The organism is Serratia plymuthica NBRC 102599, from assembly GCF_001590925.1.
Classification (GTDB): Bacteria; Pseudomonadota; Gammaproteobacteria; order Enterobacterales; family Enterobacteriaceae; genus Serratia; species Serratia plymuthica.
The window spans coordinates 69,869-83,976 of sequence record NZ_BCTU01000019.1; the positions used below are offsets into that span (position 1 = coordinate 69,869).

A 14,108-nucleotide genomic window follows, 5' to 3' on the forward strand; every position below is an offset into this window, starting at 1 on the left:
AGCACTGCTTTTAACTACAGAGGACTTTTTCAGCATTCTCAGGTGCCTTTACGGCACCTTTGTTTTGTCCGGAGTGTGACCGAGGTGGTAACGACATTGGATAACGCGTTGCTGGATGACATCCTGCAACAGGTGCGCCCGCTGATTGGCAAAGGGAAAGTGGCGGACTATATACCGGCGCTGGCGGAAGTGGCTGCCGACCGTCTGGCGATCGCCGTTTGCACCGTCGACGGCGAGATGTTCCAGGCCGGGGACGCCACGGAACGTTTTTCTATTCAGTCTATTTCCAAGGTGCTGAGCCTGACGCTGGCGCTGACGCGCTACCAGGAACACGAGATCTGGCAACGGGTCGGCAAAGAGCCTTCCGGCCTGCCGTTCAACTCGCTGTTGCAGTTGGAAATGGAACAGGGCAAGCCGCGTAATCCGTTTATCAACCCCGGCGCGCTGGTGGTGTGCGACATGCTGCAAACCCGGCTCAGCGCCCCTAAACAGCGGATGCTGGAAGTGGTGCGGCAACTGACCGGCGAAGACGATCTGGCCTATGATTCCCGCGTGGCGCGCTCCGAGTTCGAACACTCCGATCGCAACGCGGCGATAGCCTATTTGATGAAGTCGTTCGGCAACTTCGAAAACGACGTGCTCACCGTTTTGCAAACCTATTTCCACTACTGCGCGCTGCGCATGAGCTGCGTGGAGCTGGCGCGCAGCTTTGCCTATCTGGCCAATCATGGGCGTGACCTCAGTGGGCGCGAAGTGATAAGCCCGCTGCAAGCCCGCCAGATCAACGCGCTGATGATGACCTGCGGCATGTACGACGGCGCAGGGGAGTTTGCTTATCGGGTGGGCTTGCCGGGCAAATCCGGCGTAGGCGGCGGCATTGTCGCTATCGTGCCCGATGAGCTGTCGATCGCCGTCTGGTCGCCGGAGCTGGATGCATCCGGTAACTCCCTGGCGGGAACTGCGGCGCTGGAACTGTTGTCTCAACGGATTAGCCGTTCGATTTTTTAATCCCACCACGGAAGGGAGTCAGGAGAAAATATGTTAAAGAAAACCGGGTTAGCCTTACTGTTGTTGACCGCTTCACAGGCGCATGCCGAATATCAGTGCAGCGTTAAACCTCAGGACGACGTGGTTATCAGCCCGCAAAACGTGCAGGTGACCGGCGCCAGCGGCAATCTGCAGATTTCGGCGGATGGCGATGTCACCCGTAACGGCCAGGCGCTGAGCCTCAACGACAGCCAGCGTCAGAAAGCTTTCAGTTACCAGAGTGCGCTACGCAAAGAACTGCCGTGGATCGACAAGGGCGCGCAGCAGCATCTGGAAAAAGCGCGGGTGGCGCTGGACAAGGTGATCGTGAAGGAGCTGGGTAGCGACAGCAATGTGCGCAACCGCCTGACCACGTTGAACGACCAGCTTAAGCAGCAGATGAACCGCATTATCGAACACCGCAGCGACGGCCTGGCCTTCCACCACAAGGCGATCGACCAGGTTGAGCAGGATGGCCGCAATCTCGTGCAGCAAAGCATGGGCGGCGTGTTGCAAGACAGCCTGAACGAGATGGGCGTCAAGCAGGCCGCCAGCAGCGGCGGTAACCCGTTGCAGGCGATTATGGGCAACCTGGGTGGCCTGCAGAAGGCGATTCAGAACGAATGGAACAACCAGGAGCAGGATTTCCAGAACTTTGGTCACGACGTCTGCAACCGCGTTACCGGCCTGGAAACCCAGCGTCAAGACCTGCTTAATGCGTTGAAGTAACGCTAAATCAGGGGAGTAGCATATTTTGACCTGCGGATTGTTATCTGACAGACTGGTTAAACTATGTACTGATTCATGGGTGTTTACGGAGAACGCTATGGGCCATACTCGCTACGAAACTGATGTTGTCGCCTGGGCAAATGAACAGGCAGCTCTTTTGCGCTCCGGAAAATTGTCTGAGATCGATATTGAAAAGATCGCCGAGGAGATTGAGGACGTGGGGAAGAGCGAGCAAAGGGAACTTGCAAGCCGCATGACGGTGCTGATTGCACACCTGCTAAAATGGAAGTATCAGCCGGCGCGGCGCGGAAGCAGTTGGGAAAAAACCATTAAAGCGCAACGGAAAGAGGTGCTTTACAGTTTGAAAGAATCGCCGAGTTTAAAAGGTAAACTCGGCGATGCAGATTGGCTGGATGTGATTTGGTCAAAAGCGGTAGCGCTTGCCACCACGGAAACCGGATTGGACGTTTTCCCCGAAAGCGCCATTTGGGATACCCAGCAGACACTTTCACAAGAATTTTTCCCAGACTAGAATCAATAAAAAAAGCGCTGATAATTCAGCGCTTTTTGTTTATTCATCCGCCAGGAACAGCTCCAGCAGCGAGTTAAGGAACAGCTTGCCTTTTTCGGTGATCTGCCAGTATTCCGCCGTTTCCTCCAGATAGCCTTTCTCCAGCGCCTCATCCAACTGTGGGCGAATCACGCTTTCGTCCAGCCCGGTGTAGTTGGCGAAATCGGCACGCGGTGCGGCCTCCAGCAGGCGGAAGCGGTTCATAAAGAACTCGAACGGCCGATCTGCCGTCGTCACCTCATGCTGCTTGTCCATGTACTTGCCCTGCATAAAACCGCGTGGATGCTTGGTTTTTGCGGTGCGCAGAATGCGGCCGTCGCTGAAAGTCAGCTTGCCGTGCGCGCCGCAGCCAATCCCCAGGTAGTCGCCGAAGCGCCAGTAGTTGAGGTTGTGCCGGCATTGATAACCCGGTTTGGCGTAGGCCGAGGTTTCATACTGCCGGTAGCCGGCGGCGCTCAGCAGTTGGTGGCCGCGTTCGAAGATGTCCCACAGCGCATCGTCGTCCGGCAGCACCGGCGGCCGCGAGCTGAATAGGGTGTTTGGCTCGATGGTCAGCTGATACCACGACAGGTGCGGCGGGTTCAGGGCGATCGCCTGGCGCAGATCGTCCAGCGCCTCTTCCAGCGACTGGTCCGGCAAGCCGTGCATCAGATCGAGGTTAAAGCTGCGCAGGCCGAGACCGGTGGCCAGGTGTGCCGCACGCTTGGCCTCTTCCGGGCCGTGAATGCGCCCCAGACGGGTTAATTTCTCCGCGCTGAAGCTTTGCACGCCGATCGAGATGCGGTTCACACCGGCGCGCTGGTAGCCGCTGAAGCGATCGGCCTCCACGGTACCGGGGTTGGCCTCCATGGTGATCTCCGCGTCATCGGCGACGCGAATACGCGCCCGCACGCCATCGAGCAGCGATTGCATCGCCTCGGCACTCAGCAGGCTGGGGGTACCGCCGCCGATAAAAATGGTGCTGATTTCCCGGCCGCCTGCCAGCGGCAGATCGGCATCCAGATCGGCCAGCAGGTGATCGACGTATTCCTGATGCGGCACTTCACCCTTCAACGCATGCGAGTTGAAGTCGCAGTACGGACACTTCTGCACGCACCACGGGATGTGAATGTACAAACTCAGCGGGGGCAACTTAAGCATTGCGCATGGCTTCCAGCATCAACTTCAGCGCCTTACCGCGGTGTGACACCGCGCTCTTCTCGTCGCGGCTCAGTTCGGCGGCGGTGCGGCCCAACTCCGGGACGTAGAAGACAGGATCGTAACCGAAACCACCGGCACCTGCGGATTCAAAGGTGATTTCACCCGCCCAGCTACCGTGGAACACCAGCGGCGTAGGGTCTTCTGCATGGCGCATGTACACCAGCACGCAGTGGAACTGCGCGCCGCGGCTGCCTTGCGGCACGTCTTTCAGCGCCACCAGCAGCTTGTCGAGGTTTTGCTGGTCAGAGGCGTCTACGCCGGCGTAGCGCGCAGAGTAGATGCCAGGTGCGCCGCCCAGGGCGTCCACTGCCAGGCCGGAATCATCGGCGATCGCCGGCAGGCCGGTGATTTGCGCCGCGTGACGGGCTTTCAGGATGGCGTTTTCGATAAACGTCAGGCCGGTTTCCTCGGCGGAATCCACGCCCAGCTCGGTTTGTGCGACCACGTTCAGACCGAAATCGGCCAGCAGGTCGGCGAGTTCACGCACTTTTCCCGGGTTACCGGTGGCAAGAACGACTTTTTGCATGATGACTACCTTGAACATTATTCGATAAGCGCCGCGACCACGGCGGGGATCTGTTGCGGATTAACGATGCGTAACTGTTTATGCCGCCCCAGTTCGCCTTTCTCGATAGTGACGTTGCTTTTCGCCACTTTAAACTGCTTGGCGATAAACTTGATCAGATGGGCGTTGGCCTGGCCGTCAACCGGCGGGGCGGTAATGGCGACTTTAAGTTCGTCGCCATGCAAACCGATAATCTGGTCGCGGCTGGCTTTCGGCTGAATATATAGCCTGATCGCCAGCCCGTCCAGCACGGGGGTGACTGCACTCACAGCAGGAACCAGATCTCACCGAACAAATCCATACCCAGGTAGTTGATCAGATACAGAATCAGGATCACCACCATCGCTGAAAAATCGATGCCGCCCATGGCGGGAAGAATGCGGCGGATCGGGGCCATCAGGGGTTCGGTCAACTGATACATCACATAGTCAATCGGGCTGCGGCCCTGGCTGATCCAGCTCATCAGGGCGCGGATAATCATCACCCAGAAGATCAGATAACCCGCCGACTTGACCAGCGAAATCAGGCCAAACAGCAGGTTATACGGGCTGAGCGACATTGCGCCGCCCTGAATCAGCAGCAGCAGCGGGTACTTGATGGTCATCAGCAGGAACGCCAGCAACAGCGAAGCGCTGTCGACAGGCCCCAGCGACGGGATGATGCGACGCAGCGGGCCGACCACCGGTTGGGTGATCTTCACCACGAACTGGGCGAACGGGTTATAAAAGTCGGTACGCGTCCACTGCATCCAAATGCGCAGCAGCAGCACCATAACGTAAAGATCAATAACGGTTTTGACCAAAAAAGTCAGCGTTAGCATGAAAGGGTCCTTCTCCTTAACTCTCGGTTATTTAAAATGATTTTTCCATTTCCTGCGCACGGGAAACCGCCGCGCGCATGGCGTTGGCCACGGTCTCCGGCAGTTGCTGCTCGTTGAATACCCGCAGCGCTTCGGCGGTGGTGCCGCCTTTGGAGGTGACCTGCTCGCGCAGGGTCGATAATGGCGTGTCCGGATTGGCTTCCACCAATGCGGCGGCGCCGGAAGCGGCCTGTTGCACCAGCTCGCGTGCGGTTTGGCTGTCGAAGCCCATGCGCTCGGCTTCTTGCTGCATGGCTTCCATAAACAGGAAGAAGTAGGCCGGTGCGCTGCCTGCGGCGGCGATGACGCCGTTGATGCCGTTTTCGTCATCCACCCAGCAAACCTTGCCGACGGAGGCCATCAAATCGCCGGTGTAGTCGCGATCCTGCTGGCTGACCTGTTGCGGCGCGTACAGGCCACTCATGCCTTTGCCAACCAGAGACGGGGTATTGGGCATAATGCGCACGATGCTCAGTTTGTCGCTCAACAGTTGGTAAAAACGGCTGACCTGAATGCCGGCGGCGATCGACAGCACCAGCTTGCCGGAGAAATCGACCTGTTGCAGCGGCTGACAGACGTCGGCCATCATCTGCGGTTTTACCGCCAGCACCACGACCTCGGCCTCGCGTGCGCAGGCCAGGTTGTCGCCGCTGCTGACGATGCCGTAGTCCGCCGCCAACGCATCGCGGTTTTTAGCCGAAGGCGCACAGACGCTGATGAGTTTAGCCGGGTATCCGCCCGCCACCAGGCCGGCGATAATCGCACGCGCCATGTTGCCGGCGCCAATAAAGGTAATCTTACGGTGTTGCATCAAAATTCCTCGTTATATGTCAGGCCGGTGAATAATCACGAGCGCCAAAAATTGCGGTGCCGATACGCACCAGGGTGCTGCCTGCGGCGATCGCCGCCGCCATATCATCCGTCATGCCCATCGACAGGGTATCCACCTGCGGATAATGCTGTTGCAGGGCCAGGAAGGCGTCGCTCATCTGGCCGAAGACCGCCAACTGGCGTTGGTAGTCTTCTTCCGGAGCGGGAATCGCCATCAGCCCGCGCAGCGTAACGTTCGGCAGCGCGGCTACCGCCTCCGCCAGCGCCGGTAATTCAGCCAGTACAATGCCAGATTTACTCTGTTCATCGCTGATATTAATTTGGATCAGAACGTTAAGCGGCGGCATGCCAGCCGGGCGTTGATCGCTGAGCCGTTGGGCGATGCGCAGCCGATCCACCGTATGGCACCAGGCGAAGTGTTCCGCCACCAGCCGGCTTTTATTGGATTGCAACGGACCGATAAAGTGCCAATCCAGCGTTGCGCCTTCCGGCTGCGTGGCGAAATGCTGAACTTTATCCACGCCTTCCTGCACGTAATTCTCGCCAAAGGCACGCTGGCCGGCCGCGATGGCTTCTGCGATCGCCGCCACAGGTTTGGTTTTGCTGACTGCAAGCAGAGTGATTTCTTCTGGAGCGCGTGCGCAACCTTGAGCGGCTGTCGCAATGCGGCTTCTGACATCCTGCAGATTCTGTTGGATAGTGCTCATTATTGACCCAGGAGATTGATATGGATATCGACGAATTCGTGGCCCTTAGTGTAAAGCATAATGCTTCCGATCTGCACCTTTGTGCGGGCCATCAGCCCATGTTGCGCATTGATGGTGAACTGCAACCGCTGGAAGGGGCGGAAATACTGACTCAGGAGCGAATGCACCAGTTGTGCGGCACGCTGCTGCAACCGCCGCAGCGACAGCTTTTGCAGCAGCATGGGCAGCTCGATCTGGCGTTGACGTTGGCGGGCGATATCCGGCTGCGCGCCAATTTCTTTTTGCAAAGCCTGGGGATATCCATCGCGCTGCGGTTGATCGCCGGCCACTGCCCGACGCTGGCGGCGTTAGCGGCACCGGCCATTGTCCCCGCGCTGCTGCGGCGTGAGGATGGCCTGATATTGGTTACCGGCGCGACCGGCAGCGGTAAATCCACCACGCTGGCGGCGATGATTGACGACATCAATCAGCATCAACGCCGGCATGTCATCACGCTGGAAGACCCGATAGAATTTATGCACCATAGCCGGAAGTCGTTGATTCAACAGCGCGAACTGGGCCGCGATAGCCACAGTTTTGACGAAGCGCTACGCGCCGCGCTGCGTGAAGATCCGGATGTGATCCTGTTGGGAGAACTGCGTGACACCACCACCATCCGTCTGGCGCTCACTGCGGCGGAAACCGGCCATTTGGTGCTGGCGACGCTGCATACCCGCAGTGCGCCGCAGGCGGTGGATCGTTTGGTAGACGTTTTCCCGGCGGAAGAAAAGCCTTATGTGCGCGCACAGCTGGCTGCCAGCCTGCAGGCGGTGATTGCGCAAAAGCTGCTAAGCAGGCCCGGCGGCGGGCGAGTGGCGATCTTCGAGGTGCTGACGGCAACGGCGGCGGTCAGCAGCATGATCCGCGAAGGCAAAACCCATCAGCTTGCCAGCGTGCTGCAAACCGGCGCGCAGTCCGGCATGCAGACCTTTGAACAGGGATTGCAGCAACGGATCGACGCCGGTTTGTTGGGGGGAGAAGAAGCGTGACGAGCCGGTTAACCCCGTTGCCGTTCGAACCAGCTTTCCAGAATCACGACTGCGGAGGCGGAGTCTACGCTGCCTTTGTCCAGAGCGCGGAAACCGCCACGATCGAACAGATTGGCGCGCGCTTCGACGGTGCTGAGGCGTTCGTCATGCAGCGCGACCTGCACGCCAAAGCGGCCATGCAGACGGTTGGCGAATTTGCGTGCCTGGTCGGTCACCAACTGCTCGGTGCCATCCATATTCAACGGCAGGCCGACCACCACCAGATCCGGTTGCCACTCTTTCAGCAGCTTTTCGATCTTTTGCCAGTCCGGTGAGCCGTCCTGCGCTTTGAACGCCGCCAACGCGCGGGCGCTGCCGGTGAGTTCCTGACCTATGGCCGCGCCGATGCTTTTGGTGCCGAAGTCGAAGGCGATAATGGTGCGGTTGGTCATCAGGCGTGTCCTGCGTGGTTGGCAATGCTGCGGATATCAATGCCAAGAAGGTTGGCGGCCTCGCGCCAGCGGCTGGCGATAGGCGTATGGAACAGAATGTCGGTATCGGCTTCGATGGTGAGCCAGGCATTTTCCAGCACTTCCTGTTCCAGCTGGCCTTTTTCCCAGCCGGCATAGCCGAGCGCCACCAGCACGTCATCCGGCTGCTCCGGGGTGCCCAGCGTTTCCAACACGTCTTTTGAGGTGGTGATCATGGTATCCGGCGAAATCTGGATGCTGGAGCCGAAGCCACTGCGTGGCGTATGCAGGATAAACCCGCGATCGTCCGCCAATGGGCCACCGGCGAATACCGGCCTATCCAGGCTGATGGCCGGATTGCGAGCAGGCGGCATGATCTTCAGCTTGCTCAGCACCGTTTCCACCGTGAACTGTTCCACCGGCTTGTTGATCACCAGGCCCATGGCGCCCTCTTCATTGTGCTCGCAGACGTAAATCACCGAGCGTTTGAAGCGAGGATCCTGAAGAGATGGCATGGCGATAAGAAAATGGTGCTGTAAATTCATGGCGTTATTTAAGGTAATTGAGTGGTGATAAGTTAAACAGCCGCCAGTATGCGGCTATACCCGTCGCCTTTCAAGCCGCAGCGTTGTTGGCTGCACGCGCTCACCTCAGTTACTTACTTGAGTAAGCGCCTGAGGATGAGCGAGCTGGCCGCCTGGCTGCAACTCGAAATCCATAGGGTATATACCCGTAGCCTTTCAAACCGCAGCGTTGTTGGCTGCACGCGATCCGAAAGGTCAGGATTGCGGGCGACAGCGCCGCCCGCATGGCGGATTACTTCGCTGCCAGACGCTTTTCGATCGCGTCCATCAGCATACCGGTGATGGAAACCGGGAAGGCCGCTTCGATTTCGCGCGCACAGGTTGGGCTGGTGACGTTGATCTCGGTCAGACGATCGCCGATCACGTCCAGGCCAACGAAGATCAGGCCTTTCTCTTTCAGCGTCGGAGCCACTGCGCGGGCAATTTTCCAGTCGCTTTCGCTCAGAGGGCGCGGTTCGCCACGGCCACCGGCCGCCAGGTTACCACGGGTTTCCCCCTGCGCCGGGATGCGCGCCAGGCAGTACGGCACAGGTTCGCCGTCAACCACCAGAATGCGTTTATCGCCTTCCTTGATCGCCGGCAGGAAGTTTTGCGCCATGCAGAAACGGCTGCCGTGCTCGGTTAAGGTCTCGATAATCACCGACAGGTTAGGATCGTCCTGCTTCACGCGGAAGATGGACGCGCCGCCCATGCCGTCCAGCGGTTTGAGGATGATGTCGCCGTGCTGCTGGTGGAATTTGCGGATGTGGGCTGCGCTACGGCTGACCAGGGTGTCCGGCGTCAGCTCCGGGAACCAGGCGGTGAATAGCTTCTCGTTGCAGTCACGCAGGCTCTGAGGCTTGTTGACCACCAGCGTGCCTTTCACCTCTGCGCGCTCCAGAATGTAGGTCGCGTAGATGTATTCGGTATCGAATGGCGGATCCTTGCGCATCAGGATCACGTCCAGATCCTGCAGCGCCAGATCCTGCTCGGATCCGAAGCTGAACCAGCTCTCTTTATCTTCTTTCACGCTCAGCAAGCGGGTGCGCGCGCGCCCATCGCCGGCGTGCAGATAGAGATCGTTCATCTCCATGTAATGCAGTTCCCAGCCACGGCGCTGCGCTTCGAGCAGCATGGCGAAGCTGGTGTCTTTCTTGATATTGATGGAGGCGATAGGGTCCATCACGATGCCGAGCTTAATCATTTTCTCTCCTTTAACCCAGATCGCCGAAACGTACCTGCAAAGCGGTAATTGCGGTGAGCGCTGTAGTTTCTGTACGCAGAACGCGTGGCCCCAGCAGGATATCAGTAAATCCGTAGCCGGTGGTCATCGCAATTTCGTCGGCGGATAACCCGCCTTCCGGCCCAATCAGCAGGCGGACATGGTCCACCGGCAGCGGCAGGGTATTGATGCTGTGGCTGGCGCGCGGGTGCAGGTTAAGCTTCAGACTGCCGTCCTGCTCGGCGCACCAGGCTTCCAGCTGCATGGCCTCGCGAATTTCCGGAATGCGGTTGCGGCCGCATTGTTCACAGGCGGCGACGGCGATTTTCTGCCATTGCTGAATTTTTTTCGCCAGACGTTCGCCATCCAACTTGACGCCGCAGCGTTCGGAAAACAGCGGAGTGATGACGTTAACGCCCAGTTCGATGGATTTCTGAATGGTAAATTCCATCTTCTCCCCACGGGAAATCACCTGGCCCAGGTGCAGATTGAGCGGTGACTCGCGGTCTTCCAATTGGCCGGCGCTGAGTTGCACCTGCACGCTTTTCTTATCAACCCGAACGATCTCGGCGTTAAACACCCGGTTGCTGCCGTCGAACAGCTGCAACGTCTGGCCGGCGCTCATGCGCAGCACACGTCCGACGTGGTTGGCGGCGTCTTCGCTCAGCGCGATTTCCGCATTGTCGATCAGCGGTTGCGGGTGATAAATGCGGGGTATACGCATGTGAATATTCGATCCTGACTAAAGGGGTAGGCAGCTTGATAGAGAGAGGCTATACCCTATGAATTTCGAGTTGCAGCTAGGCGCCCAGCTCGTTCATCCCCAGGAGCTTACTTAAGTAAGTGACTGGGGTGAGCGAGTGCAGGTAACAACGCTGCGGCTTGAAAGGCGACGGGTATATAGTAGGTTAGCCTTTTCGTTGCTGGCAAGCCTGTTGAATATAGGCGTTATGATTGCCCTGAACCTTGGCGATGCGTGCTTCACGCAGACATTCCCATTGGCTGACCGGATATTGGCGGTTCCACACTTCGAACAATTGGGTTTGCTGGCGTGAAAGCCGCAGTTGATAACGGTCGCGCATATAGAAATAGGTGCGTGCGATAGCGCCACGGGCCCGCGCCGGCGGCTCAGCCTGCTTATTTTTGAAATCCACTTTCATCGGGCATTGGCCGTACTGGCCTTCGCCGCCTTTCCACTGGCTGTACATAAAGTTATTGCGATCGCCGTTCACTTCCCCGATCGCCGGCTGCAGGTTGTGCAGATCGGTTTCGATCTGGCGGTAGGTCGCGTCTTTATTGCAGTTTTTGCGGCCGCCTTGCTGCCAGCATTGCAACTGATGGCCGAACTGCCAGGCCGGCACCACGTGTTCCCATTCAATACGCTGCGCACGCTGGGCGTTTTTACGCACCTGATAGCCGCAGCTATTGAGGTCAGGAATGCCTTTTTTACCCTGCCAGTCGATCCGGCATCCGCAGTAAAAAGAGCCGGGCGCATCCTGATTGATTTTGGCCGCCGCTGTCTTGGCCTGAGAGAAATTATTGATGCCGTGGGCGTGCGCGGCACCTGCAATGAAAACCACCATAAACAGAATTTTGCGAAGCATATTCCAAAACAGCTCGAAATTGGAAAAGCAGGCAGGGTAACGGAAGTTTATGGCAGTGGCAAATGGTGATATTTACTTGTTTTAACGTATAAATCGTTTCGTTAAAGGTTTTCGATAGCGATAAATCTCAGCTTTTCGCCGCACTGGCGACAGCGGTATTCGCTTTCACCGCGCAGCACCCGATTGTGACGGCGCACGGTGAGCTGGTGCTGCTGACAGCGGCACAGGTAGGGGAAGGTTTTGCTCTGCACCGAGGCGATTTCGAACTGGTGGGTGCGGCTGGCGGGCACCCGCAAGACGCTCTCCATCATCTGGCGCCATTCACGGCCATGCGGCGGCACACGGCCAAACTGGCGAAACACCAACAGGTGCGCCAGCTCATGCGGCACCACTTCATCGATAAACGGCTGCTGATTTTCCATTAACAGCACCGGATTCAGCCTGATTTCCCAGGCTTGCAGCCAGGCGGTGCCCGCAGTGGTGCCACGCTGCTGGTAAACGACTTTGGGTTCAGGAAACTCGACGGAAAAATGCTGGCGGGCCAGCTGAAGCTTTTCCCGCAGACAGCGCATTACCGCCTGTTGCAGTGCAATGGGGATTCTTACTTTGTTCATTGTGGGTAGCTTAAGCAAAGGCGCCCCGGCTGGCAATAAGACGAAAAACTAATTCCGCGTTCACTGCCGGCAGGTTTTTCACCGCATTGATAACCCGATCGTCTCTGATGGATTGTAATCAATGTGTTAACTGCGGGATAATAAAGCGTGCATGCAGAGTCTGTACCCGCAGTGCTCATCGTATGAGGTTGGGAAAAAACCACCTGAAGTAATGCCTTGCTAATATAGGGGTTATTATGCGATTTAGCGCAATAACCGACTGATTAAAAATACGTAAGGTGTGGGAGGTTTTTTGCCGCAGCCTGTCCCGGGCATGCTGAGTAAGTGTGAATTTAACGCAGCTGATGTTGCAAGTGAGAGATCAATGTCGAATAAACCGTTCCATTATCAAGATCCGTTCCCGCTGAAGAAAGACGATACCGAATACTATCTGCTGAGCCGCGATCACGTTTCTGTGAGTGAGTTTGAAGGCCAGGAAATCCTGAAAGTTGCCCCCGAAGCCTTAACCCTGCTCGCCCAGCATGCTTTCCATGACGCTTCGTTTATGCTGCGCCCGGCGCACCAACAGCAGGTTGCCGATATTCTTGAGGATCCGGACGCCAGCGAAAACGATAAGTACGTTGCGCTGCAATTTCTGCGTAACTCAGAAATCGCCGCCAAGGGTATTTTGCCAACCTGCCAGGACACCGGCACCGCGATCATCATGGGGAAAAAGGGCCAGCGCGTCTGGACCGGCGGCGGCGATGAAGAAGCGCTGTCGCGCGGGGTGTACAACACCTTTATCGAAGACAACCTGCGTTATTCGCAAAACGCCGCGCTGGACATGTACAAAGAGGTCAACACCGGCAGCAACCTGCCGGCGCAGATCGATCTCTACAGTGTGGACGGTGAAGAGTACAAGTTCCTGTGCGTCGCCAAAGGCGGCGGTTCGGCCAACAAAACTTATCTGTATCAGGAAACCAAGGCGCTGTTGTCGCCGGGCAAGCTGAAAGATTACCTGGTCGATAAAATGCGCACGCTGGGCACTGCGGCCTGTCCGCCTTACCACGTGGCGTTTGTCATCGGGGGCACGTCGGCTGAAGCTACGCTGAAAACTGTCAAGCTGGCGTCGACCAAGTACTACGACGGCCTGCCGACCGAAGGCAACGAACATGGTCAGGCGTTCCGTGATGTGGCGCTGGAAGAAGAGTTGCTGAAAGAAGCGCAGAACCTGGGGCTGGGCGCGCAATTTGGCGGTAAATACTTTGCGCACGATGTCCGCGTAGTGCGTTTGCCGCGCCACGGCGCATCCTGCCCGGTCGGCATGGGCGTTTCCTGCTCCGCTGACCGCAATATCAAGGGAAAAATCAACCGCGACGGCATTTGGCTGGAGAAGCTGGAGCACAATCCGGGCAAATTTATCCCTCAGGAACTGCGCCAGGCCGGAGAGGGGGAGGCGATCAAGGTCGACCTCAACCGCCCGATGGCCGATATCCTCAAGCAGCTGTCGCAGTATCCGGTATCGACCCGCCTGTCGCTGAGCGGCACTATCATCGTGGGTCGCGACATCGCGCACGCCAAGCTGAAAGAGCGTCTGGATCGCGGTGAAGGTTTGCCGCAATACATTAAGGATCACCCGATTTACTACGCCGGCCCGGCCAAAACGCCGGACGGTTACGCCTCGGGTTCGTTGGGGCCGACCACCGCCGGGCGCATGGACTCTTACGTCGATCTGCTGCAATCTCACGGTGGCAGCATGATCATGCTGGCGAAGGGCAACCGCAGCCAGCAGGTGACGGATGCCTGCAACAAACATGGCGGTTTCTACCTTGGCAGCATCGGCGGCCCGGCGGCGGTTCTGGCGCAGCAAAGCATCAAGAGCCTGACCTGTGTGGAATACCCGGAACTGGGGATGGAAGCGATCTGGAAAATCGAAGTGGAAGATTTCCCGGCGTTTATTCTGGTGGATGACAAAGGCAATGACTTCTTCCAGAAGATCCAGGCCGGCCAGTGCTCGCGCTGCGTGAAATAACCCTTCAAAAACAGTTGCCGCCTGATAGGGGCGGCAACTTTCAGACTGAATTTCATCCTGTGTAAAATCCTGTTGCCCGCTGGACGCCTTGTTTTAACCTGTATACCCTACGCACAAAGCAGTAAAACG

At 57.7% G+C, this 14,108-nt stretch carries 17 protein-coding genes; 5 read left to right on the forward strand and 12 right to left on the reverse strand.

The window, feature by feature from the left end; all coding sequences use genetic code 11:
- Positions 1-84 precede the first annotated feature (84 nt).
- The 3 genes from glsB (at position 85) to SPL01S_RS13320 (ending at position 2,287) form a co-directional block, all read left to right on the forward strand.
- Positions 85-1,008 carry a glutaminase B gene (gene glsB, locus SPL01S_RS13310; protein WP_063200555.1) on the forward strand — a complete coding sequence of 308 codons (924 nt, stop codon included), beginning with the start codon at positions 85-87 and terminating at the stop codon, positions 1,006-1,008.
- Between the two features lie 30 nt (positions 1,009-1,038).
- Positions 1,039-1,755 carry a YggN family protein gene (locus SPL01S_RS13315; RefSeq protein ID WP_063200447.1) on the forward strand — a complete coding sequence of 239 codons (717 nt, stop codon included), beginning with the start codon at positions 1,039-1,041 and terminating at the stop codon, positions 1,753-1,755.
- A gap of 97 nt (positions 1,756-1,852) precedes the next feature.
- A complete protein-coding gene (locus SPL01S_RS13320) occupies positions 1,853-2,287 on the forward strand; it encodes a DUF29 domain-containing protein (RefSeq protein WP_063200450.1) in 435 nt (144 codons plus the stop codon).
- Between the two features lie 39 nt (positions 2,288-2,326).
- On the opposite strand, the gene hemW is transcribed toward SPL01S_RS13320, so the two are convergent.
- From hemW to SPL01S_RS13350, 6 genes are read right to left on the reverse strand one after another with little or no spacing between them, the layout of a single operon-like run.
- Positions 2,327-3,466, reverse strand: a complete 1,140-nt coding sequence (gene hemW / locus SPL01S_RS13325) for a radical SAM family heme chaperone HemW (RefSeq protein ID WP_062868634.1) — start codon at positions 3,464-3,466, stop codon at positions 2,327-2,329.
- The gene (locus tag SPL01S_RS13330; protein ID WP_062792737.1) at positions 3,459-4,052 is read right to left on the reverse strand and encodes an XTP/dITP diphosphatase; all 594 of its coding nucleotides are present in this window, start codon (positions 4,050-4,052) and stop codon (positions 3,459-3,461) included. Before SPL01S_RS13330 ends, hemW begins: the two co-directional genes overlap by 8 nt.
- Before the next feature lie 17 nt (positions 4,053-4,069).
- On the reverse strand, positions 4,070-4,360 hold the full coding sequence (yggU, locus tag SPL01S_RS13335; protein ID WP_004948014.1) for a DUF167 family protein YggU: 291 nt from the start codon (positions 4,358-4,360) through the stop codon (positions 4,070-4,072).
- Positions 4,357-4,911, reverse strand: a complete 555-nt coding sequence (locus tag SPL01S_RS13340; RefSeq protein WP_004948012.1) for a YggT family protein — start codon at positions 4,909-4,911, stop codon at positions 4,357-4,359. The genes yggU and SPL01S_RS13340 overlap by 4 nt, the downstream gene beginning before the upstream one ends.
- Before the next feature lie 31 nt (positions 4,912-4,942).
- The gene (gene proC, locus SPL01S_RS13345; RefSeq protein ID WP_062868632.1) at positions 4,943-5,761 is read right to left on the reverse strand and encodes a pyrroline-5-carboxylate reductase; all 819 of its coding nucleotides are present in this window, start codon (positions 5,759-5,761) and stop codon (positions 4,943-4,945) included.
- A gap of 19 nt (positions 5,762-5,780) precedes the next feature.
- Complete coding sequence (locus SPL01S_RS13350) at positions 5,781-6,488, reverse strand: YggS family pyridoxal phosphate-dependent enzyme (RefSeq protein ID WP_063200453.1); 708 nt, start codon at positions 6,486-6,488, stop codon at positions 5,781-5,783.
- A 20-nt stretch (positions 6,489-6,508) separates the two neighbouring features.
- Here SPL01S_RS13350 and SPL01S_RS13355 point away from each other — a divergent pair, with 20 nt between their 5' ends.
- The gene (locus SPL01S_RS13355; protein WP_063200456.1) at positions 6,509-7,516 is read left to right on the forward strand and encodes a type IV pilus twitching motility protein PilT; all 1,008 of its coding nucleotides are present in this window, start codon (positions 6,509-6,511) and stop codon (positions 7,514-7,516) included.
- Between the two features lie 8 nt (positions 7,517-7,524).
- On the opposite strand, the gene ruvX is transcribed toward SPL01S_RS13355, so the two are convergent.
- From ruvX to SPL01S_RS13385, 6 genes are all read right to left on the reverse strand, one after another.
- On the reverse strand, positions 7,525-7,947 hold the full coding sequence (gene ruvX, locus SPL01S_RS13360; protein WP_013814482.1) for a Holliday junction resolvase RuvX: 423 nt from the start codon (positions 7,945-7,947) through the stop codon (positions 7,525-7,527).
- Positions 7,947-8,510 carry a YqgE/AlgH family protein gene (locus tag SPL01S_RS13365; RefSeq protein WP_004948000.1) on the reverse strand — a complete coding sequence of 188 codons (564 nt, stop codon included), beginning with the start codon at positions 8,508-8,510 and terminating at the stop codon, positions 7,947-7,949. Before SPL01S_RS13365 ends, ruvX begins: the two co-directional genes overlap by 1 nt.
- 271 nt (positions 8,511-8,781) lie before the next feature.
- Positions 8,782-9,732 carry a glutathione synthase gene (gene gshB / locus SPL01S_RS13370; RefSeq protein WP_063200461.1) on the reverse strand — a complete coding sequence of 317 codons (951 nt, stop codon included), beginning with the start codon at positions 9,730-9,732 and terminating at the stop codon, positions 8,782-8,784.
- A 10-nt stretch (positions 9,733-9,742) separates the two neighbouring features.
- Positions 9,743-10,474: a 16S rRNA (uracil(1498)-N(3))-methyltransferase gene (rsmE, locus tag SPL01S_RS13375; protein ID WP_013814479.1), complete on the reverse strand. Its 732-nt coding sequence runs from the start codon at positions 10,472-10,474 to the stop codon at positions 9,743-9,745.
- Between the two features lie 184 nt (positions 10,475-10,658).
- Positions 10,659-11,354, reverse strand: a complete 696-nt coding sequence (gene endA, locus SPL01S_RS13380) for a deoxyribonuclease I (protein WP_063200464.1) — start codon at positions 11,352-11,354, stop codon at positions 10,659-10,661.
- Positions 11,355-11,455: 101 nt separating this feature from the next.
- On the reverse strand, positions 11,456-11,968 hold the full coding sequence (locus tag SPL01S_RS13385) for a SprT family zinc-dependent metalloprotease (RefSeq protein WP_004947987.1): 513 nt from the start codon (positions 11,966-11,968) through the stop codon (positions 11,456-11,458).
- A 364-nt stretch (positions 11,969-12,332) separates the two neighbouring features.
- Here SPL01S_RS13385 and fumA point away from each other — a divergent pair, with 364 nt between their 5' ends.
- Positions 12,333-13,979: a class I fumarate hydratase FumA gene (gene fumA / locus SPL01S_RS13390; protein ID WP_063200468.1), complete on the forward strand. Its 1,647-nt coding sequence runs from the start codon at positions 12,333-12,335 to the stop codon at positions 13,977-13,979.
- Positions 13,980-14,108 lie beyond the last annotated feature (129 nt).

What these genes read in the sequence shown, in the direction of transcription:
- proC (WP_062868632.1), bottom strand. Translation starts at nt 5,761, where the DNA reads ATGCAACACCGTAAGATTACCTTTATTGGCGCCGGCAACATGGCGCGT.
- SPL01S_RS13350 (WP_063200453.1), bottom strand. Translation starts at nt 6,488, where the DNA reads ATGAGCACTATCCAACAGAATCTGCAGGATGTCAGAAGCCGCATTGCG.
- SPL01S_RS13385 (WP_004947987.1), bottom strand. Translation starts at nt 11,968, where the DNA reads ATGAACAAAGTAAGAATCCCCATTGCACTGCAACAGGCGGTAATGCGC.
- SPL01S_RS13365 (WP_004948000.1), bottom strand. Translation starts at nt 8,510, where the DNA reads ATGAATTTACAGCACCATTTTCTTATCGCCATGCCATCTCTTCAGGAT.
- endA (WP_063200464.1), bottom strand. Translation starts at nt 11,354, where the DNA reads ATGCTTCGCAAAATTCTGTTTATGGTGGTTTTCATTGCAGGTGCCGCG.
- SPL01S_RS13340 (WP_004948012.1), bottom strand. Translation starts at nt 4,911, where the DNA reads ATGCTAACGCTGACTTTTTTGGTCAAAACCGTTATTGATCTTTACGTT.
- hemW (WP_062868634.1), bottom strand. Translation starts at nt 3,466, where the DNA reads ATGCTTAAGTTGCCCCCGCTGAGTTTGTACATTCACATCCCGTGGTGC.
- ruvX (WP_013814482.1), bottom strand. Translation starts at nt 7,947, where the DNA reads ATGACCAACCGCACCATTATCGCCTTCGACTTCGGCACCAAAAGCATC.
- SPL01S_RS13355 (WP_063200456.1), top strand. Translation starts at nt 6,509, where the DNA reads ATGGATATCGACGAATTCGTGGCCCTTAGTGTAAAGCATAATGCTTCC.
- gshB (WP_063200461.1), bottom strand. Translation starts at nt 9,732, where the DNA reads ATGATTAAGCTCGGCATCGTGATGGACCCTATCGCCTCCATCAATATC.
- rsmE (WP_013814479.1), bottom strand. Translation starts at nt 10,474, where the DNA reads ATGCGTATACCCCGCATTTATCACCCGCAACCGCTGATCGACAATGCG.
- fumA (WP_063200468.1), top strand. Translation starts at nt 12,333, where the DNA reads ATGTCGAATAAACCGTTCCATTATCAAGATCCGTTCCCGCTGAAGAAA.
- SPL01S_RS13315 (WP_063200447.1), top strand. Translation starts at nt 1,039, where the DNA reads ATGTTAAAGAAAACCGGGTTAGCCTTACTGTTGTTGACCGCTTCACAG.
- SPL01S_RS13320 (WP_063200450.1), top strand. Translation starts at nt 1,853, where the DNA reads ATGGGCCATACTCGCTACGAAACTGATGTTGTCGCCTGGGCAAATGAA.
- SPL01S_RS13330 (WP_062792737.1), bottom strand. Translation starts at nt 4,052, where the DNA reads ATGCAAAAAGTCGTTCTTGCCACCGGTAACCCGGGAAAAGTGCGTGAA.